Consider the following 19,758-nt stretch of genomic DNA (forward strand, 5'->3'; position numbering starts at 1 on the left):
GACTACTCCCCTCCCAGCGGACGGCTGGGGATGGTCCGGCGCAGCTCGGGGGCGATGTCGCTCTGGAACAGTTCGAGGGTGGCGCGGTGCTGTTTGTCGGTGAGCCCGTCGGCGTCGGCGTGCAGGTGCATGACCTCGTGGCCGAACTCGGCGTGGTAACGGTGGATCTTGTCGATGATCTGCTGTGGGCTGCCGACCAGGATCGAGCCGCGGTCGATGGCGTCCTCGAGGGTCGGGAAGACCGGTGTCAGACCGAGCCGGGTGAACGCCTCCAGCCGGGCGTCGAAGATCGGCCGGTACGTCTCGACGGCCTCCTGCGAGGTCGGCGCCGCGTAGTAGCCGGCCGATCCGGCACCGACGAGGGCCTTGGCCGGGTCGTGGCCGTAGTGCGCCCACCGTGAGCGGTAGTAGCGGATCAGTTCGGCGTACGGCTCGATGGGGTTGGTGACGTTGGCCGAGAAGAGCGGGTCGCCGTACTGCGCGGCGAGGTCGACCGAGGCGCGGCTGGTGGCGCTGCCGTGCCAGACACGGATCGGCTGCTGCAGCGGGCGTGGCCAGGTCTCGGCGTCCCGGAGCGCCGGCCGGAAGCGCCCCTCCCACGTGACGCGAGGTGAGCGCCACAGCTGCCGGAACAGCTCGTACGACTCGCGGTTGCGGTCCCACTGGTCCTCGGCGGTGACGTGGAAGAGCTCGGCCTGCGCGGCGCCGTTGCCCTTGCCGATGATCAGTTCCAGGCGGCCGTCGGAGAGATTGTCGAGCGTCGCGTAGTCCTCGAACGCGCGGACCGGGTCGAGCAGGCTGAGCGTGGTGACCGCCGTGAACAGCCGGATCTTCGAGGTGCGGGCGGCGATGTGGCTCAGCACCACGGGTGGCGACGACGAGATGAACGGGCGCTCGTGGCGCTCCCCCACGCCGTACCCGTCGAAGCCGAGCTCCTCGCCCAGCACGGCGTTGTCGACGACCTCGCGGAACCGCTGCCGGGTGGACCTGGTCGGGTCGAGATGGGTGATCAGCGTGATCAGGAGGAACTTCATGCCAGCCCCAGGTGTCCGCGCAGGGTGGTGGTCTTGTACTCGGTCCGGAAGACGCCGCGTTCCTGCAGCAGCGGCACGACGGTGTCGACGAAGTCGTCGAGGCCGCCCGGGGTCAGGTGCGGGACGAGGATGAAGCCGTCGCACGCATCCGTCTGGACGTACGTATTCAGCTCCTCGGCGACGCGGGCGGGCGTACCGATGAAGGACTGCCGCCCGGTGACCTCGATGATCAGGTCGCGGATGCTGAGGTTCTTCTGCTCGGCGCGCTCGCGCCACTCGTTCGCGGTGGCCAGCCGGTCGGGGTACTGGCCGGCGCGGCCCTGGATGATCGTCTCGTCGGCGCCGGAGGGGTCCTCGGCGGGCAGCGGGCCGTCGGGGTCGTAGGACGAGAGGTCGCGGTTCCAGACCTGTTCGAGCAGCAGGATCGCCGTCTGCGGGCTGACCTGCTGGCGGCGGATGTGGTGGGCGCGTTCCTGGGCGTCGGCCTCGGTCTCGCCGAGCACGAACGACACCCCGGGGATGATCTTCAGGCTGTTCGGGTCGCGGCCGTGCCGGGCCAGCCGGGCGTGGACGTCGCGGTAGAACTCGCGGCCGTCCTCGAGCTGGTGATGCCGGGAGAAGATCGCGTCGGCCTTGGCGGCGGCCAGCTCCCGGCCGCTGTCGGAGTCGCCGGCCTGCAGGATCACCGGGTGACCCTGCGGGCTGCGGGGCACCCCGAAGCGGCCCTCGATGGTGAACTGCGGGCCGGTGTGGGCAAACGTGCCGGTGTCGGCGAAGACGCCGCTGTCGCGGTCGGGCGCGTAGTCGGCCCACGAGTCCCACAGCTCGCGCGCCGTGTCGATGAACTCGCCGGCCCGCTCGTAGCGCTGGGAGTGGTCGAGGAAGCCACCGCGGCGGAAGTTCTCCCCGAAGAACGGGCCGGACGACGTGACGACGTTCCAGGCGGCCCGCCCGCCGGAGAGGTGGTCCAGCGTGGCGAGTTGCCGGGCCAGCTCGTAGGCCTCGTGGAAGGTGGCGTTGAGCGTGCCGGCCAGGCCTAGGTGGGTGGTGACGGCGGCGAGCCCGGCGAGCACGGTCAGCGTGTCGGGGCGCCCGACGACGTCCAGGTCGTGGATCAGGCCCCGCTGCTCACGCAGGCGCAGCCCCTCGGCCAGGAAGAAGAAGTCGAACTTGCCGCGTTCGGCGGTCTGCGCGAGGCGGACGAAGGAGTCGAAGGCGATCTGGCTGCCGGCCGCAGGGTCGCTCCAGACGGTCGTGTTGTTCACGCCGGGGAAGTGCGCGGCGAGAATGATCTGCTTAGCCAAGGCGGGCCCCTTCGTAGCGGTTGGCGGCGTGCGGCAGGCCGAGGCGGTCGCGCAGGGTGCCGGCGTCGGGTGCGGTACGGAAGACGCCACGGTCCTGCAGCGTCGGCACGAGCAGGCGGGTGATCGCCTCCAGGTCGTACGGCAGTGCGGCGGGGCGCAGACGGAAGCCGTCCAGTCCGGCGTCGCGCCAGGTGAGGAGCAGGTCGGCGAGTTCTTCGGGCGTACCGGCGAAGATCAAAGCGTCGGAGGTGACCGGGGAGCCGGCCAGGTCGTCGAGGCGCGCGCGGCGCGCGAGCGCCGCGCTGCCGTGCTCGTCGAGGAAAACGACGAGGTCGGCGTAGATCTTCAGGGGGTCACCGTCGCGCGGGGCGGCACGCACCTGGGCGACGAGGCCGGCGGCGTCCGCCGGCGAGGACGGTGTCACGAAGACGATGTCCGCCGAGCGGGCGGCGAACTCGTAGACCGGGCCGGCGTGGGCCAGCGCGGCGATCACCGGCTGACCCTGCGGCGGACGCGGCACGATCGACGGTCCCTTGACGCTGAACCACTTCCCGGCGAAGTCGATGTAGTGCAGCCGGTCGCGGTCGATGAACCGGCCGGTGGCGACGTCCTTGATGACCGCGTCGTCCTGCCAGCTGTCCCAGAGCCGCCGCACGACCTCGACAGCGTCGGCGGCCTCGTCGAAGAGGTCCCACAGCTGCTCCTCGCCGACGCCGATCTCCCGCCGGCCGAGCAGGGCCGCCTCGGCGGGCGCACCGGAGACCCGGGCCTGCCAACCGGCCCGGCCGCTGCTCAGGTAGTCGAGCGTCGCGATCGCGGTGGAGAGGTGGAACGGTTCGGTGTGCGTGGTGGTGGCCACCGGAACGAGCCCGACGTGCCGCGTCACCGGCGCGACCCGCGACGCGACCAGCACGGCATCGAGCCGTCCGGTCACGCCGCCGGGCACACCGGGCGGCCCGAACGTGTCCTCGAAGGTGACGAAGTCGAGCAGGCCCGCGTCGGCCTCCCGGGCCAGCTGCGTCCAGTAGCCCGGTGTGAAGACGGCGGTGGCGTCCACCGGCGAGGTCCGCCAGGCGGCGGGATGCCAGCCGAGCCCGTCCAGGGCGACAGCAAGGTGCAGGTCGGTCATGCGGAGACCTCCAGGGTGGGCACCGCGGCGAGCAGCGCGCGCGTGTATTCATGGCCGGGGCGGGCGAAGACCGACTCGACCGGGCCCTGCTCGACGACCTTGCCGTCGTGCATGACCAGCACCCGGTCGGCGAGGTGATGCACGACGCCGAGGTCGTGCGAGATGAAGAGCAGAGCCGTGCCGTCGGTGGCGCGGATGTCGGCGAGCAGGTCGAGCACCTGCGCCTGCACCGAGACGTCGAGCGCGGAGACGGGCTCGTCGCAGATGATCAGGCTCGGCCGCGGCGCCAGGGCCCGGGCGATGGCGACCCGCTGCCGCTGACCGCCGGAGAGCTGCCGCGGATACCGGTCCTGCACGTCCGCGGCGAGCCCGACACGGTCCAGCAGTGGGGTGACATCGGCACCGCGCGGCAGCGCCTCACCGACGATCCGGGCGACCGTCCACCGCGGATCGAAGGACGACAGCGGGTCCTGCGAGATGAATTGCAGTTTGCGGCGCACCGGCCGACGCCGACCCTCGGCCACACCCGACCACGGCGCACCCTCGAAGGTGACACTGCCCGAGGTGGGTGCGACCAGGCCGAACAGCAGCTGGGCCACGGTGGTCTTGCCGGATCCGGACTCGCCGACAAGACCGACGATCTCACCGCGGCCGATGGTCAGGCTGACGTCGTCGACCACGGTGATGCGGCCGTAAGCCTTGCGCAGCGCGGTCGCCTCGGCCACCACACCGCCCTCCGGCCGGACAACCGGAACCTCCCCCGGTCCGGCCAGCCGGCGTCCGCGGGAGGCCGCCGACGGGATCGCCGCCAGCAGCTTCTTCGTGTACGGGTCCCGCGGGCCGGACAACAGCAGCGACGTCGTCCCTGACTCTCGCACCCTGCCGTCCTTCAGCACGATCACCCGGTCGGCGACCTGGGAGACCACCGCGAGGTCGTGACTGATCAGCAGCAGCGTCTCCCCCGCGGCCTTCCGCTCGGCCAGCAGCGCGAGGATCTGCGCCTGCACGGTGACGTCGAGCGCGGTGGTGGGTTCGTCGGCGATGAGCAGCGGCGGCTCACCCGCGACGGCCGAGGCGATGAGTGCACGCTGCCGCAGGCCGCCCGAGAGCTGATGCGGATACTGCCGGGCGCGGCGCGCGGGCTCGGGCACGTGCACCTCGGTCAGCAGCTGCTCGACCTTCTTGCTGCCCCGGTGCACCCGCAGCACCTCGCCGATCTCGTCGCCGACGCGCCTCAGCGGGTCGAGCGACACGAGGGCGTCCTGCAGCACCAGGCCCGCGAAGCCGCCGCGGACCTTGCGCCAGTCCCGTTCGGTGAAACCGCGGGCGTCGTGACCGTCGAGCTCCAGCGCGGCGGCGCGGACCTCGGCGCCGGGTCCGGCCAGACCGACGAGGGTACGGGCGGTGACGCTCTTCCCCGACCCGGACTCCCCGACGATCGCGAGGCACTCGCCGCGTTCCACGGTGAAGCTGATGCCCCGGACGGCCTCGATGCGCCGGCGGCCGGTGTCGAAGGTGACGTGCAGGTCTTCGACGCGTACCAGGGGGTTCATCGGTCCCGCCCCTCGAAGCGGCGCTGCAGGTGCCGGCCGGTGACGGTCAGGGCGATGACCGTGGCGGTCACGACCAGGCCCGGCAGCACCGACGCCCACCAGGCGATCCGCAGGTAGCCGCGGCCCTCGGAGAGCATCGCTCCCCACTCCGGTGACGGCGGTTGTGGTCCCAGTCCGAGGAAGCTGAGCCCCGCGGCGGCGAGCACGGCCTCACCGAGACCGATCATCGCCAGCACCGGGATCGGCCCGAGGACGTTGGGCAGGACGTGCCGCAGCACCAGCCGGGTCCGCGAGTCGCCGTACGCCACGGCCTGGGTGACGTAGCCCGCCTGCCGCACGACGAAGGTCTGCGCCCGCACGACTCTCGCGTAGTGCGGCAGCGTGGCGATGCCGATGGCTACGACCAGGCTGACCGTGCCCGGCCCGGCGACAGCGATGAACAGCAGGGCCAGGAGCAGCAGCGGGAACGCCGAGAGGGCGTCGAAGGAACGGCTGAGCGCCTCGTCCGCGTACCGGTGGGAGAGGCCGGCGAGGACGCCGAGCAGGATCCCGGCGGTGACGGCGATCAGGGTGGCCAGCGCGCCGATGGCCAGGGAGTGCCGGGCGCCATGCACGACCCGGTCGAAGACGTCCCGGCCGAGCTGATCGGTGCCGAACCAGTGGGTGGCCGAGGGCGCCTGCAGGACGTGGAACGGGTCGGCGGCGAGTGGATCACCGGCGAGCAGGCCCGGCCACAGCACGGCGACGAGGATGAGGCCCAAAAAGCCCGTGGCAACCGCCACGCCGGGACGCGGCCGGCGCAGGCTGATGCTGAGGCGCCCGGCGAGGGGCCGTTCGGTGGCGATGGTCATCGCTCAACTCCTTCGCAACCGCGGGTCGATGAGCAGGTAGGCCAGGTCGGCGGCGGTGTTCAGCACGACGTAGACCGCGGCCGACAGGACCACCACGGCCAGGACGACCGGCATGTCCTTGGCGTTGACGGCCTGCAGGGTGACCTGGCCTAGGCCGGGCCGGCCAAAGACCTGCTCGATGATTACGGCGCCGCCGAGCAGGATGCCGAAGAGCCAGCCGGTCAGCGTGACCGCCGGGAGCAGCGCGTGTCGCAGGGCGTGCCGGACCAGCACCGCGCTCTCCCGCAGTCCGCGCGACCGGGCGGTGACGGCGAAGGGCTCGTCGAGCGCCCGGTCCAGGCCTTCCCGCAGCACCTGGGTGAGGACCCCGGCGATCGGCAGGGCCAGGGTGACCGCGGGCAGGATCAGCGCCGCGAAGCCCCGGTCACCGGCGACGGGGAAGAGACCGAAGCGGAACGAGAAGACGCTGAGCAGCACGATCCCGATCAGGAACGGCGGCGTGGAGACCAGCACCAGCTCGGTGGTGGAGCTGACCCGGCGCGCCCAGGGCCGCCGGGTCGTCACCGCCAGGATCAGCGCCAGCACCACACCCAGCAACGCCGCGAACAGCGCCAGCTTGAGCGTGGGCCACACCTGTTCGCCGATGATGTCGCGGACGGGTCTCTGCAGGAGGTACGACCGGCCGAGGTCACCGTGCGCGAGCCGCCAGAGGTAGTCGGCGTACTGCACGACGGCGGGCCGGTCCAGGCCCCACTCGGTGATGATCTGCGAGCGGATCAGCGGCGTGTCCGCACCGTCACCGACGATGCTGTCCACGGTGTCCCCCGGCGCCGCCAGCAGCGCGAGGTACGCCGCGGTGGCAGCGGCCCAGAGGACCACCACACCGGTCGCGACCCGCCGCAGGACAGCCTTCACCTGCTGATCCACACGTTGTAGGCGCTGTTCGGCACACCCGCGGTCGGCTCGAAGCTCAGGCCGCCGACGGTTCTGGCCGCGGCGATCTGGTCGCTGGGGGCGTACAGCGGCAGGACGACGGCCTGGTCGGCCACCACCTGCTGCTGGATGGCCCGGTAGGTCGCCAGCCGCTTCCCGGCGTCGGCGGTGGCCTGCCCCTCGTCGAGCAGCCTGTCCAGCGCCGGGTCCTTGGCGCCGGTCCGGTTGATGGCCCCGGCCGAGTGCAGCAGCAGGCCGAGCGCGGCGCCCGCGTCGGTGTCCGCCCGGGAGTTGTCGAAGACCTCGTACTCGTTGTCCTCGAGGGCCTTGGTCGCGGTGCCCTGGTCGACCAGGGACACTTTCAGGTCGATGCCGGCGCTCTGCTTGACCGCGGCCTGCACGGTCTGAGCCAGGATGTCGCGGCGGTCGCGGACGAACGGCGCGTTCTGCACCAGGCGTACGGTCAGGCGCTTGCCGTCCTTGGTCCGGAAGCCGTCGGCGTCACGTTGCGTCCAGCCGGCCTCGTCCAGCAACTGGTTGGCGCGGGCCGGGTTGTTGCCGTAAGAGCCCTCGAGGGACTTGTCGTAGAGCGGGCTCGTCGGGCTGATGACACTCCACGCCCGCGTGGCGGTCCCGCGGTAGACGGCCTTCAGAGCAGTGTCCACGTCGAACGCGTCCCGGAACGCCTCCCGCACCTTCAGGTCGTCGAACGGCGCCCGCGACACGTTGAGGTAGTACGAGTACGCCGAGCCGGAGTTGAGACCGCGGGTCAGCGACAGTCGCGGATCACCGGTGATCAGCTCCTGATCGGTGGCCGGGACTCCCTCGATGACCTGCACCTGGCCGGAGGTGAGGGCGCCGACGCGCACCGACGACTCCTTCAGGAAGCGGTAGGTCACCTCGTCCAGGTAGGCCGGACGCTCACCCCAGTACGACGGGTTGCGTTTGTAGTGCGCTTCCTGGCCGGCCGCGTACCGGTCGAGGACAAACGGGCCGGTCCCGGCGAGGTCGGGACCGCCGGCCTTGAGGTTCGCGGCGCTCTTCAGCGACTTCGGCGAGACGACGGCGCCCTGCGGGGCCGAGAGGAAGTCGAGCAGCAGCACGTCCGGTCTCGCCAGGTGGAACTTCACCGTGGCCGGATCCGCCACCTCCACACTCTCGAGGTTCTTCAGCTGGACGGCGGCCACCGCCGGGGCGTACCCGGGTGCGAGAAGTTGATCGATGTTGGCCTTCACCGCAGCGGCGTCGAACGGTGTCCCGTCGGAGAAGGTGACGCCGGTACGGAGCTTGAAGGTGTAGGTCAGGCCGTCCGGTGAGGCCTCGTAACCGGTGGCGAGCAACGGCACAAAACCGCCGTTCGTGTCGTGGGTCAGGAGGCCCTCGAAGGTGTTCCAGACCAGCAGGCGGGCCTTGGCCTGGGCGTACTGGTGGGGGTTGAAGGTGATCGGCTCGGTCTCGATCCCCCAGGTCAGGGGCCCGCCACTGACCGGCTGCCCGGCGTCGGCGGCATCGGTGGCGGTGCTCGAGCACCCGGCCAGAAGAAGAGCGGCGGTGGCGATGAGGGCAAGTCGGCGGTGCACGGCGAACTCCTGTCGCTACGGGGCGCACGGACATGCGGCGGCGCACCCCATCCGGAACGGCGGGGCGGACAAGAACGAAGGTCGGTTGCTGTCAGCGGCGACAGGACATGCCGGCGCGACGACACAGGTCGATGCTGAGTCGCCGGGTGAGGAGCACCGGTGCGGGCATACCTATTTCCTATAGCCAAAGTGGGAAATGAGCAAGCCCCTCCCGCCCGGTGAGAATCACTGCATGACCGAACAGCCCCTACCCGGCGGCCTCGACAGCGGCGGCACGGTGGTCCGGGTCGGCGACACCGTCCGGCGTCCCGGCGGCAGCAACGCCGAGCCCGTACGCCTGCTGCTCGGCCACCTGGCGCGGGCCGGGTTCACCGCCGCGCCCCGTTTCCTCGGCCTCGACTCCCGCGGCCGGGAGGTCCTCGACTTCCTGCCGGGTGATGTCGCCGTCCCGCCCTACCCGGACTGGGCCGCGGACGAGGAACTGCTGCTCAGCGTGGCCGCCCTGCAATCCGCTCTGCACTCGGCAGCGGCCGGCTTCACCCTGCCCAGCGGGATGTCCTGGGCCACCCGCACCCTCCCGCCCGGCGCCGAGGGCGAGCTGGTCTGCCACACGGATCTGTGCCTGGAGAACGTCGTCGTCCGCGACGGACGGGCCGCCGCCTTCATCGACTTCGACCTGGCCCTGCCGGTCGACCGGCTCTTCGACATCGCGGTCGCGGCCCGCCACTGGATCCCCCTGCGTGATCCGGCCGACATCACCGACGCCCGGGCCGGTACGGATCTGTCCCGCCGCTTTGCGCTGTTCGCCGACGTCCACGAGCTCAGCACCGACGACCGGCGGCGCGTGGTGGAGCTGTTGATCGGCTTCCTCGACGTGGCCCTGGCCGACATCCGCGAGAAAGCGGCGGCCGGCCACCCGGGATATGCACCGATGTGGGCGGACGGTTACGAGCCGATGAACCGCCGCTCCCGCGAGTGGCTGCTCAGCTTCCTGCCAGGCCGCGACACGGCGGCCCGATCCGGCACGTAGGGGTAGCCCTACCCCGGATCGGGGGGACCACAGGAGCGTTTTTGCAGGTGGAAATCCATATGTTCGAGCGGTGACCACAACCATCGCACCTCGCGCCGCCGCCACCGCGGTCGCGTTGCACGGCGTCAGCCGCAGTTACGGCCGGGGGTCGACCGCTGTCCGGGCCGTCGATCAGGTCGACGTGGAGTTCCGGCGCGGCACCTGGACGGCCGTCATGGGGCCGTCCGGCTCCGGCAAGTCCACGTTGCTGCACCTTGCCGCCGGTCTGGAGCGGGCCGACAGTGGACGGGTGCTGCTCGGCGACACCGACATCACGGCTGCCCGGGACGAGGAGCTCACCGCGTTGCGGCGTACCCGGATCGGGTTTGTTTTTCAGAGTTTCAACCTGATCGGGTCGCTGACCGCCGAGCAGAACGTGGCGCTGCCGTTGCGGCTGGCCCGGCGGCGGCCGGGGCGGTCCGAGGTTCGCGCGGCCCTCGCCGACGTCGGGCTCGCCGATCGGGCCCGGCACCGCCCCCGGGAGCTGTCCGGCGGGCAGCAGCAGCGCGTCGCGATCACCCGGGCCATGGTGACCCGGCCGGAGGTGCTCTTCGCCGACGAACCCACCGGCGCGCTCGACTCGACGTCCGCGCGTACGGTGCTGGACCTGCTGCGGGCGATGGCTGACAACGGCCAGAGCATCGTGATGGTCACCCACGATCCGGCTGCGGCGGCCCGGGCGGACGGTGTTCTGTTCCTGCGCGACGGCCGGCTGGTCGATCACGTCACCGGTGCGAGCGCCCGCGAGGTTGCCGACCGTCTTGTTGATCTGGAGCACTGAGATGTTGCGGATGAGCTGGTCCGGCCTGGACGAACGCTGGAAGCTGTTCGTCGGGGCCGCCCTGTCGGTGTGCCTCGGTGTCGCGCTGGTGCAGTCGTCGCTGCTCCTGCTGATCTCGGCGGCGGTGCTCGACCCGCCGCCGGGCCTGACGCCGGCCGAGCGTCTGCGTTTCTCCGACGGCGCGGACGCCTCGGTCGCGCTGCTCGGCGTGACGCTGGGTTTCTCGGTGTTCCTCGCCGTTTTCATCATCAGTTCGACGTTCGCGTTCACGGTGGCCCAGCGCCGCCGGGACCTGGCGTTGCTCCGGCTCGTCGGCGGTGGCCGGCGGCACGTGCGCCGGCTGCTGCTCGGTGAGGCGCTGCTCCTCGGCCTGGTCGGAACCGCTGCCGGGATCCCGGCCGGGATCGGGGTCATGCGGGTGCAGACCCGGCTGCTCACCGGGTTCGGCTTCGTGCCGGACGGCTTCACCGGTCAGTGGCGCGACTGGATCCTCGGTGTCTCCGGCGGGGTGGGCCTCGGGCTCGCCGTTTCCGGCGTCCTGGTCGCCGCCCGCCGGGCCGCCCGGGTACGCCCACTCGACGCCCTGCGGGAGCCCGACGCGGGCCGCGTGATGACCGCCGGTCGCTGGGTCGCGGGCCTGTTCTTCCTCGCCGGCGCGATCGCGCTGATCATCCTCGCGCCGGTCGGTGGCGCCGGCGGTGGTCAGGCCATGACGATGAACGTGTCGCTGTGCCTGGCCGTGGCGCTCACGATGTTCGGGCCGCTGCTGGTCCCGGCCGTCGCCCGCCTGCTCCCCGCCACCGGTGTGACCGGAATGCTGGCCCGGGCCAACCTCCGCGACGAGGTACGCCGCAGCGCCGCCACCGCCGCACCCCTGATCGTCCTGATCGGCATCGTCTTCGGTCAGGCCGGCGCCACCACGTCGTTCACCGCGTCCGGTGTCGCCGAGCAGCGCGCCGCCACGAACGCCGACCTGGTCGTCGAGACCACCGGCCCGGCTCCGGTCACGGGCATCCCCGGCATCGCGGCGTCGTCGACCGAGACCGAGACACCGGCGAGCGTGACCACCGGCAGCGACGACGAGCGGGAGGCGGACATCGTCTCGGCACTGGTGATCGACCCGGCCGCGTACACGGCCGCCCACCCGGGCAGCGGCGACCTCACGGCCCTGCGCGGCACGGCGGTCGCCCGCGGCCCCGGCGGCGACGGCTTCTCGGCGGGCGACACGGTGACGGTCCGCTTCGCCGACACCGACCAGCGTCTCCCGGTCGTGGCCGCGGTGCCCACGACCATGGGCGGCGGCGCGGGCCTGCTGGTCCCGGCCGGCGTGATCCCCGCCGCGCAACTCGCCGACGCGCCTTCCCGTACGTTCGTCAGCCTCGCCCCCGGCGCGGACCGGGCTGCTGTCACGGCCGCCCTGACCGCCCTCGGCCCCGTGACGGGCGTCGAGGACTGGCTCACCCGCGACGCCGAGAGCCGTACGGAGACCGGCAACAACATCATGCTGATCGTCCTCGGCCTCGGCGGCCTCTACGCCCTCATCGGTGTCGTCAACGCGGTCGTCATCGCCGCGGCGGCACGCGGCCGGGAGTTCGCGGCGGCCCGGGCGACCGGCCTGACCCGCGGCCAGGTGCTGCGGGCAGCCCTGCTCGAATCGGCAGCGGTCACCCTGATCGGCATCTTCCTGGGCACGGTGGCCGCGATCGGCACCTACGTCGCGGTCCTGACGACCACCTCGGCGGTCACGGGCGTCGCCACCCTGGACCTGCCCTGGACGCTGATGGCCGTGGTCGGCCTGGGCGCCTTCGCCGTCACCGGCCTGACCAGCATCATCACCTCCTGGTCGGCCCTGCGCCCGGCCCCGGTGTCCCTGCTCGGCGCCCGCGAATAGCCGCTCAGGCGACCGGCTGCCGGAGGATGGTGCGCAGCTTGGCCGGCTCCACCCGCCGGAAGTCACTCAGATAGATCTCGTGGTGCTTGCCGGCCATCGTCAGTCCCTGAGCCGGAATCACCTCGTCATGCATACGCCGGAGCACGTCGGCTTCCTCGTCGAAGGAGCCGACGTGCAGCGTCTGCACACACCGCCCCTCGGACAACGTCTCCAGCCGGACGTCCTGCTTCGGCCCGGCCTTCGCGACGGCGGCGTCGACCATGCTGCTGTCGATCCAGTCCGGGACCATGAGCAGCAACGTCCACTCCCATTGCGCCTTGTCCCGCCGGTCGGTGAAGGCATCCATGTCGTCCGCCCACCACAGCCCCTCCAGCGGCGGGACGACGTAATCGCGTCCGAGCTCGTTCTTGCTGGCGAACTTCACCTTGTACGCCACCGGATAGAGCGCCTCGATCGCCGCACCGAACTCCGGTGACGTGTTCGGATCACCCCGCCCGTCGACCATCAGGTACTGCCGCTCAGGCACCTCCACGACCCGGAACTTGCCGCGCGTGGCCGCGTACGAGTCAAGGGTCTTCTTGAAGTCGGTCTTCGGTGCCATCGGGCCGTCAGGGGTGGGTGATGACGAGGACCGGGCGGGCGGATCTTTTGATGAGTTCAAGGGGGACGCTGCCGAGGAGGCGTTCGGCGACGGCGGGGCGGGTGCTGGCGCCGACGACGATGAGGTCGGCTTGTTGTTCCTCGGCGAAGGCCAGGGTCCCTTCGAGGGGGCGGCCGCTGCGGACGGTCGCGTCCGCGTCGATGCCGGCGGCGGTCAGGCGCTGGGCCGCGAGGTCGGCGGATTCGCGGGCGCTCTGGACGAAGACCGTGCGGGGGGCGGGTGAGAAGCGTTCGAGTTCGACGTGGTCGACCGCCACCACGGCCACCGACGCGCCGGTCTGCCGGGCGAGGCGGGCCACCGCGTCGGTGATCCAGGGCTGATCGGTGCCGGGTTTCACGGCCAGCACGATGCGCATCTGTGTCCTCCGATGGTGGGGGTTGCGTCGATCCTCACCCGCCCGGCGCGCCGGGACAAGTCGGCACGAGCGGCGCGCGGGCGTTCGATCCCTTACCGTGAGGCCTTGGGCAGTCGATGTGGAGGTACGCGGTATGGCGGACCCTGGAACACAGGACAGCACTGAAGAGCGTGAACAACCCACCCTGAACCGGGTCATCGGGCCCGGACTCCTGCTGCTGTTCGTGGTCGGGGACATCCTCGGCACCGGGGTCTACGCCCTCACCGGCAAGGTTGCCGCGGAGGTCGGCGGGGCTGTCTGGCTGCCGTTCCTCGTCGCGTTTGTCGTCGCGCTGCTGACGGCGTTCAGTTATCTGGAACTGGTGACGAAGTATCCGCGGGCGGCCGGTGCGGCCCTGTACACCCACAAGGCGTTCGGGATCCATTTCCTGACCTTCATGGTGACCTTCGCGGTGATGTGTTCGGGGCTGACCAGTGCGTCGAGCGCGGCAAAAGCGTTTGCGGGGAACTTCGCCGAGGCGTTCGATCTGTCGCTCGGTGAGGGGCTCGGGCTGACCGCGGTCGCCGTGGGTTTCATGACGCTGATCGCCCTGGTCAACTTCCGGGGTGTCGGCGAGAGCGTCAAGGTCAACGTGCTGCTGACCTGTGTCGAGCTGACCGGTCTACTGATCGTCATCTGCATCGGCGCGTGGGCGCTCGGTGGTGGTGACGGGGACCTGTCGCGGCTGACGGAGTTCAACTCGCCGCCCGGGGAGTCCGCGTTCTTCTCGGTGACCGCGGCGACGGCGCTGGCGTTCTTCGCGATGGTCGGTTTCGAGGACTCGGTGAACATGGCCGAGGAGACCAAGGACCCGGTGCGGATCTTCCCGAAGGTGATGCTGACCGGCCTCTGCATCACCGGGCTGATCTACGTGCTGGTGGCGATCTCGGCTGTCGCGCTCGTCTCGCCGGAGGACCTGAGCGAGGGCGACGCGCCGCTGCTCAAGGTGGTGTCGGCCGGCGCACCCGGCTTCCCGCTGACGATCTTCGCGTTCATCACGATGTTCGCGGTGGCCAACTCGGCCCTGATCAACATGTTGATGGCGAGCCGGCTGCTCTACGGCATGGCCAACGAGCGTGTCCTGCCGAAGATCCTGGGCAAGGTGCACCGGACCCGGCGTACGCCGTGGGTCGGGATCATCTTCACGACGCTGATCGCGTTCGGGCTGATCTGGTTCGCCGATCTGACCGCTCTCGGCGGGACGACGGCGTTGCTGCTGCTCTGCGTCTTCACCATCGTCAACGTCGCGGTGCTGGTGCTGCGGCGTGACCGGGTCGAGCACAAGCACTTCAAGGCGCCCACGGCCATCCCGGTGATCGGCGCGGTCGCCTGTGCCTACCTGGCCAGTCCGCTCTCGGGCCGGGCCACCGCCGATTACAAGGTCGCCGGCATTCTGCTCGTCGTCGGTGTGGTCCTGTGGGCCATCACCTACTTCACCCGGAGGCGGCACACTGCCTGAGCTCACTTCTCTCGCCGCCCGCAACAACGCCGACTGGTGCGATCTGGTCTGCCGTGCCGCCGGGGTGCCGACGCGGTTCGAGCCGGACCGCTGGCTGGCCCTGCGCCGGTCCCCGCCGTTCTATCCGGACGCCGTCTCGCTGACCGAGCGCCCGCGGGACATCCTGGCCGGGATCGACCTGTCGCCGGGCTGCTCGGTCAAGGACAGCTTCGCCACCCTCGACCTGGCCCCGGCCGGGTTCGAGGTCCTGTTCGACGCCGAGTGGATCTACCGCGAGCCGGTCGAGTCGCCGGGTCCGAGCCGCTACCCGCGGACGGATCGTCCGGTCGTCGAGGTGGAGGGGGCGATCGGCAATCTCAGTGACGGCTGTGTCGGCATCTCGAACGTGCGCGGCGACGACGTCTGGGAGGACGCCGTCGCCGCGATCTCCGCGCACTTCCCCGGTCTGCCGCTGGTCGGTTACGAGACCGCCGACACCCTCCCGGCGGCGCACGCGGCCGGTTTCCGGAGCATCGGCCCGCTGCGCATCTGGATGATCCCGGAGTCAGCCGATCCGGCGGAAGGGTGACGTCCCGAACCGGGCGGCCAGGGCTTCCTTGAGGCCGCCCGGCAGGGCCTTGCTCTCCCGTTCGGTGCGCAGGACCACGTGCTGCGCGGCGGCGTCGCGGTCCCAGGCCTTCAGACATTCCTCCGGTACGAGGTTGGCCGCGGCCACGATCGCCCCCGCGGCGCCGAGCCAGCCCGCGTACCCGAGCAGTGCCGACGCTCCGGTGTAGACGGTGAGGGAACCGCCGAGGCCGAGCTCGTGGCCCAGGCGGACCGGGTCGCCGCTGGAGTCCTTGACCCCGGCGACGCCCAGCCCGGTGAGGGCGTCGACCGGCACCGGCCCGCCTGCGACACCCGGGTAGTGGTAGGCCAGCACCGGCGCCCCCGCGGCTGCTTCCGCGACCCGCCGGTAGTACTCGGTGAGCGATCCGCCGAGCCGTGGCGGCGCGACCAGGACGGCGTCGGCACCCGCTTCCATGGCCGCGGCGACCCGGATCGCGGCGGGCTGCCACCACTCCCCCGACGCACCCGCGATGACCGGCACTCCCGGGCACGCCTCGCGGACCGCCGAGACCAGGTCCACCCGTTCGGCGTCGGTCAGCGTGCTCGCCTCACCGGTGCTGCCGTTGACCAGGACACCCTTGATGCCGGCGGCGACGAGCCGGGCGGCATGCTGCGCGGTCTGTTTCGCCTCGACGGCGCCCGTGTGGTCGAAGAGGTTGACGAGTGCGACGGCGGGGCCGGTCCAGAGCGGTCGAGTCACCATGCTCCCAGCCTCCCGCAGCGGCCCGCCCGGCGCCAAAGGTCAGCTCAGATTGGCCGCCGCCCACTCCCGCAGACCGGTCGTGACCAGCCCGTACGCGTGAGCGTGCTCCGGACGCGCCGGACTGCCGACCACGTCGGTCCACTCGTGCATCGGCACCATCATGGGCAGCATGCCCCGCGCCACGGCCTCCTCCGGGGTGTAGACGGGCGCGGTGATGTCGCGGCCGAGCACGTCGGTGAGGATCGCCGCGACCTCGGTCATGGTGAGCCGGTCACCGGCGAGCTCGAGGTCGACGCCGTGGAAACGTGCCGGATCAGCGAAGGCCGCCGCTCCCGCCGCACCGATGTCCTGCACCGCGACCCAGCTCTGCCGGGTGTCAGCCCGGAACGCGGTCACGAAGCCGTCCCGCTCCCAGTTGCCGAACATGTACGACCACCCGATGAGGTTCTCCATGAACGTCGACGGCTTCAGCACCGTCCAGGTCTCGAAGCCGGCACCCCGGACCGCCTCGTCGATCGCGGCCTTGCTCTCCCAGTAGTGCGTCTGCGGCCAGCGTCCCTCGGTCCAGCCGGGTGCGCTGCGGTGGTACTCACCGGCACCGGACACCGACGTGTGCACGAACTGCCGGACCCCGGTGGCCCGCGCGGCCGCGACCAGGTTGCGACCGCGGACGACCTCGGCGTCGGAGGCCAGGTTGTCGAGGTCCGCGATCTGGATCGAGAACACACCCCGGACACCGGTCGCGGCGACCTCCAGGGATGCGGGGTCGTTCAGGTCCGCGACGACGAGATCGGCCCCGAGCGTGGTGAGCGCCTTCGCGGGCTCGGTCTGCGGATCACGGACGAGGGCCCGGACGGGTGTTCCCGCTGCCAGCAGGGCCCGGGCGACCGCGCCGCCCTGCTTGCCGGTGGCGCCGGTGACCAGTACAGGTTCCATGGGTGATCCCTTCAGTAAACGGGGTGGGCCCCCGTTTCTTGGACGCTACGATACGGAGGGGCACCCCGTTTCACAACCGCTGGAGGAGTGAGCCATGCGACCCAGACGCGCCGACGCGCAGCGCAACTACGACGCGCTGGTGACCGCGGCGGCTGCGGCGTTCGCGCGCGACGGCGCCGACGCCTCCCTCGAGGAGATCGCTCGGCAGGCCGGGGTCGGCTCGGCCACACTGCACCGCCACTTCGCCTCCCGGCAGGCCCTGCTGAACGCCGTCTTCCACGGCCGGGTCGAGGCGCTCTGCGCCCAGGCCCGGGAACTCGCCGAGGGCGCCGAACCGGGTCCCGCCCTCGGGATCTGGCTGCGAGCGGTCGGCGCCTACGTGTCCTCGACCCGCGGCCTCGCCTCGTCACTCGTTCCGAGCCGCGACAACGTCTGCCTCAGCCTGGTCGAGGCGGCCGGTGACGAGTTGCTGACCAGTGCCCGCGCGGCCGGCGCCGTCCGCACCGACGTGTCGATCAGGGACCTGCTGACCCTGGTCAACGCCGTGGCGATGGCGGTCGAGCACTGCCCGGGTGACAACGGCAGCGAGGCCGGGCGGTTGCTCGGCCTCGCCATCGACGGCATCCACCCGTCACCCCAGGCGTAGCTCGCAGGTCGCCTCGCCGGCGGCGACCTCCACCACGGTGTCCCCCGCCCGGACCTTCCAGGCCAGGTCCTCCCCGGTACGCACCACGCGTACCGTCCCGCCCTCGCGCGTCACGGCGAACGTCGTCTCCCCCACCGTTGTCGTCCGTGTGCCCTCGGCGAGTTCGAAGAGCCGCAAGGTGATGCCGTCGCGGTAGTCGTAGTCGGGCCGGTCCTCGCAAGCACCGACCGCCAGCACCGAGTCCGGCCGCACCAGCAGCGGCACGCTGGCGAAGCCGTGGTTCTCGTGCACCCAGCGCGGCCCCTCGACGACCTCACCCGTCAGGTACTTCGTCCAGCGGCCCGCCGGCACGTAGTAGGACGTGTCGCCCTCCTCGCTGAACACCGGCGCGACGAGGAGGTTGTCGCCCAGCAGGTACTGCCGGTCGAGGTGGCTCACCGCCGGATCGTCCGGAAAACCGAAGATCATCGGCCGCATCACCGGCAGGCCTTCCCGGTGGGCCCTCCCCGCGGCCCCGAACAGGTACGGCATCAGCGTGTGCTTGAGCTTCGTGAACGCCCGCAGCACGTCGACGGCCTCGTCGTCGAAGAGCCACGGCACCCGGTACGTCTGGTTGCCGTGCAGGCGGCTGTGCGAGGAGAGCAGCCCGAACGGGATCCACCGCTTGAACACGGCCGGATCGGGCAGCCCCTCGAAGCCACCGATGTCGTGACTCCAGAAGCCGAAACCGGACGCCGACAGGGACAGCCCGCCGCGCAGACTCTCCGCCATCGACTCGTACGTCGAGGAGTTGTCGCCGCCCCAGTGCACCGGGAACTGCTGGCCACCGACGGTGGCCGAGCGGGCGTAGACCACAGCCTCGCCCTCGCCGCGGTGCTCGCGCAGCACGTCGAAGACCACTTTGTTGTAGAGCTGCGTGTAGAAGTTGTGCATGCGTTCCGGGTCGGAGCCGTCGTGCCAGACCACGTCGGTCGGGATGCGCTCGCCGAAGTCGGACTTGAACGCGTCGACGCCCATGTCGAGGAGGGCGCGGAGCTTGGCGGCGTACCAAAGGCGGGCCTCGGGGTTGGTGAAGTCGACGAGGGCCATGCCGGCCTGCCAGCGATCCCACTGCCAGACGTCACCGTCCTGCTTGCGGACGAGGTAGCCGGCCGCCATGCCCTCCGCGAACAGCGCCGACCGCTGCGCGATGTACGGGTTGATCCACACGCAGGTGCGCAGGCCACGGTCGGCGAGGCGCTTGAGCATGCCCGGCGGGTCCGGGAAGATCCGGGCGTCCCACTCGAAGTCGCACCAGCTGAACTCGCGCATCCAGAACGTGTCGAAGTGGAAGACGCTCAGCGGCAGGTCCCGCTCGGCCATCCCGTCGACGAAGCTGGTCACCGTCTCCTCGTCGTAGGAGGTGGTGAACGACGTCGTGAGCCAGAGCCCGAACGACCACGCGGGCGGCAGCGCGGGACGGCCGGTCAGCGCGGTGTACTTCCGCAGGATGTCGGCCGGCGTCGGACCGTAGATGACCAGGTAGGACAGCGTCTGCCCGCCCACGCTGAACTGCGTGCGCGAGACCAGCTCCGACCCGACCTCGAACGACACCCGGCCGGGGTGGTCGACCAGCACGCCGTAACCGCGGTTGGTCAGATAGAACGGCACGTTCTTGTACGCCTGCTCGCTGCTGGTGCCGCCGTCCTCGTTCCAGATGTCGATCGTCTGGCCGTTCTTGACCAGCGGGCCGAAGCGCTCGCCGAGGCCGTAGACCGCTTCGCCGACACCGAGGTCGAGCTGCTCGTGGACGTAGTGGTCGCCGTCGGCGGTGTCGACAACGCCGATGCCCTTGTGGCCGCTGCCGGTCAGGCGTTTGCCGCCGGCCTCGAAGTCCAGCCGCCAGCGGTCACCACCCGCGAACCGCGCGGTCAGCGCACCCGCGGTCAGGCTGGTCCCGTCGATCTGCGGCACGAAGTCCGGGTCCTCGGTGATCTCGAAGTCGGGCTTGCGCGGCACGGCACCGGCGAAGTGGCTGATCGTGACTCGGACGACGTCGGCCGCGGGTGCGCTGAGCCCGACGGTGATGATCGGCGCGTCCAGCGTGTCCCCGCGCTCCTGCACGCGCCTCGCCGTGGCAAACCCGGTTAGTAAGTGTTTACTAACCGAGGTGTCCTGGAGCTGGACCGGGTGCAGGACGGTCAGGCCGTCGCGCTTGCGCCAGTAGCCGTCGGTGAATTTCATGC

Annotated in this window: 18 protein-coding genes; 6 read left to right on the forward strand and 12 right to left on the reverse strand. The window is 71.1% G+C overall.

Annotation, left to right across the window (positions count from 1 at the left end; genetic code table 11):
• Window positions 1–2: 2 nt before the first annotated feature.
• Genes AFR_RS22500 through AFR_RS22530 form a run of 7 tightly spaced genes read right to left on the reverse strand, consistent with a single transcriptional unit; the run spans window position 3 to window position 8,384 of the window.
• Window positions 3–1,034, reverse strand: a complete 1,032-nt coding sequence (locus AFR_RS22500) for an LLM class flavin-dependent oxidoreductase (RefSeq protein ID WP_023363110.1) — start codon at window positions 1,032–1,034, stop codon at window positions 3–5.
• Window positions 1,031–2,338 (reverse strand): NtaA/DmoA family FMN-dependent monooxygenase, encoded by a 1,308-nt coding sequence (locus tag AFR_RS22505; RefSeq protein ID WP_023363112.1) that lies wholly within the window; start codon window positions 2,336–2,338, stop codon window positions 1,031–1,033. The genes AFR_RS22500 and AFR_RS22505 overlap by 4 nt, the downstream gene beginning before the upstream one ends.
• Entirely contained in the window at window positions 2,331–3,467 is a 1,137-nt protein-coding gene (locus AFR_RS22510) for an LLM class flavin-dependent oxidoreductase (RefSeq protein WP_023363113.1), read from the reverse strand. The genes AFR_RS22505 and AFR_RS22510 overlap by 8 nt, the downstream gene beginning before the upstream one ends.
• Complete coding sequence (locus AFR_RS22515) at window positions 3,464–5,020, reverse strand: dipeptide ABC transporter ATP-binding protein (RefSeq protein ID WP_023363115.1); 1,557 nt, start codon at window positions 5,018–5,020, stop codon at window positions 3,464–3,466. The genes AFR_RS22510 and AFR_RS22515 overlap by 4 nt, the downstream gene beginning before the upstream one ends.
• Complete coding sequence (locus AFR_RS22520) at window positions 5,017–5,871, reverse strand: ABC transporter permease (RefSeq protein WP_023363117.1); 855 nt, start codon at window positions 5,869–5,871, stop codon at window positions 5,017–5,019. The genes AFR_RS22515 and AFR_RS22520 overlap by 4 nt, the downstream gene beginning before the upstream one ends.
• 3 nt (window positions 5,872–5,874) lie before the next feature.
• Complete coding sequence (locus AFR_RS22525; protein WP_023363119.1) at window positions 5,875–6,786, reverse strand: ABC transporter permease; 912 nt, start codon at window positions 6,784–6,786, stop codon at window positions 5,875–5,877.
• Window positions 6,783–8,384: an ABC transporter substrate-binding protein gene (locus tag AFR_RS22530; RefSeq protein WP_023363121.1), complete on the reverse strand. Its 1,602-nt coding sequence runs from the start codon at window positions 8,382–8,384 to the stop codon at window positions 6,783–6,785. Before AFR_RS22530 ends, AFR_RS22525 begins: the two co-directional genes overlap by 4 nt.
• Before the next feature lie 232 nt (window positions 8,385–8,616).
• Between AFR_RS22530 and AFR_RS22535 the strand changes: the two genes are divergently transcribed.
• The 3 genes from AFR_RS22535 to AFR_RS22545 all read left to right on the forward strand — a co-directional run bounded on the left by AFR_RS22535 (window position 8,617) and on the right by AFR_RS22545 (window position 12,125).
• Window positions 8,617–9,414, forward strand: a complete 798-nt coding sequence (locus tag AFR_RS22535) for a phosphotransferase (protein ID WP_023363123.1) — start codon at window positions 8,617–8,619, stop codon at window positions 9,412–9,414.
• Window positions 9,415–9,484: 70 nt separating this feature from the next.
• Window positions 9,485–10,234: an ABC transporter ATP-binding protein gene (locus AFR_RS22540; protein ID WP_023363124.1), complete on the forward strand. Its 750-nt coding sequence runs from the start codon at window positions 9,485–9,487 to the stop codon at window positions 10,232–10,234.
• A gap of 10 nt (window positions 10,235–10,244) precedes the next feature.
• Window positions 10,245–12,125, forward strand: a complete 1,881-nt coding sequence (locus tag AFR_RS22545) for an ABC transporter permease (RefSeq protein ID WP_023363126.1) — start codon at window positions 10,245–10,247, stop codon at window positions 12,123–12,125.
• 4 nt (window positions 12,126–12,129) lie between these two features.
• Here AFR_RS22545 and AFR_RS22550 read toward each other — a convergent pair whose 3' ends face one another.
• Together AFR_RS22550 and AFR_RS46825 are read right to left on the reverse strand one after the other, a co-directional pair.
• Window positions 12,130–12,726, reverse strand: coding sequence for a GyrI-like domain-containing protein (locus AFR_RS22550; RefSeq protein ID WP_023363128.1), 597 nt, complete (start codon window positions 12,724–12,726; stop codon window positions 12,130–12,132).
• Between the two features lie 7 nt (window positions 12,727–12,733).
• Window positions 12,734–13,141, reverse strand: a complete 408-nt coding sequence (locus AFR_RS46825) for a universal stress protein (RefSeq protein ID WP_023363130.1) — start codon at window positions 13,139–13,141, stop codon at window positions 12,734–12,736.
• Between the two features lie 133 nt (window positions 13,142–13,274).
• Between AFR_RS46825 and AFR_RS22560 the strand changes: the two genes are divergently transcribed.
• Complete coding sequence (locus AFR_RS22560; protein ID WP_023363132.1) at window positions 13,275–14,639, forward strand: APC family permease; 1,365 nt, start codon at window positions 13,275–13,277, stop codon at window positions 14,637–14,639.
• A 64-nt stretch (window positions 14,640–14,703) separates the two neighbouring features.
• Window positions 14,704–15,207, forward strand: a complete 504-nt coding sequence (locus AFR_RS22565) for a hypothetical protein (protein WP_023363134.1) — start codon at window positions 14,704–14,706, stop codon at window positions 15,205–15,207.
• On the opposite strand, the gene AFR_RS22570 is transcribed toward AFR_RS22565, so the two are convergent.
• Window positions 15,184–15,951: a dihydrodipicolinate synthase family protein gene (locus AFR_RS22570; RefSeq protein WP_023363136.1), complete on the reverse strand. Its 768-nt coding sequence runs from the start codon at window positions 15,949–15,951 to the stop codon at window positions 15,184–15,186. The genes AFR_RS22565 and AFR_RS22570 overlap by 24 nt on opposite strands.
• Window positions 15,952–15,990: 39 nt before the next feature.
• Entirely contained in the window at window positions 15,991–16,887 is an 897-nt protein-coding gene (locus AFR_RS22575; protein ID WP_023363138.1) for an NmrA/HSCARG family protein, read from the reverse strand.
• Window positions 16,888–16,981: 94 nt separating this feature from the next.
• Between AFR_RS22575 and AFR_RS22580 the strand changes: the two genes are divergently transcribed.
• Window positions 16,982–17,533: a TetR/AcrR family transcriptional regulator gene (locus AFR_RS22580; RefSeq protein WP_023363140.1), complete on the forward strand. Its 552-nt coding sequence runs from the start codon at window positions 16,982–16,984 to the stop codon at window positions 17,531–17,533.
• Here the strand turns inward: AFR_RS22580 and yicI are convergent.
• Window positions 17,519–19,756 carry an alpha-xylosidase gene (gene yicI, locus AFR_RS22585; protein WP_023363142.1) on the reverse strand — a complete coding sequence of 746 codons (2,238 nt, stop codon included), beginning with the start codon at window positions 19,754–19,756 and terminating at the stop codon, window positions 17,519–17,521. The genes AFR_RS22580 and yicI overlap by 15 nt on opposite strands.
• Between the last annotated feature and the right edge of the window lie 2 nt (window positions 19,757–19,758).

The sequence above is a fragment of the Amorphoplanes friuliensis DSM 7358 genome (genome assembly GCF_000494755.1).
Lineage (GTDB): Bacteria > Actinomycetota > Actinomycetes > Mycobacteriales > Micromonosporaceae > Actinoplanes > Actinoplanes friuliensis.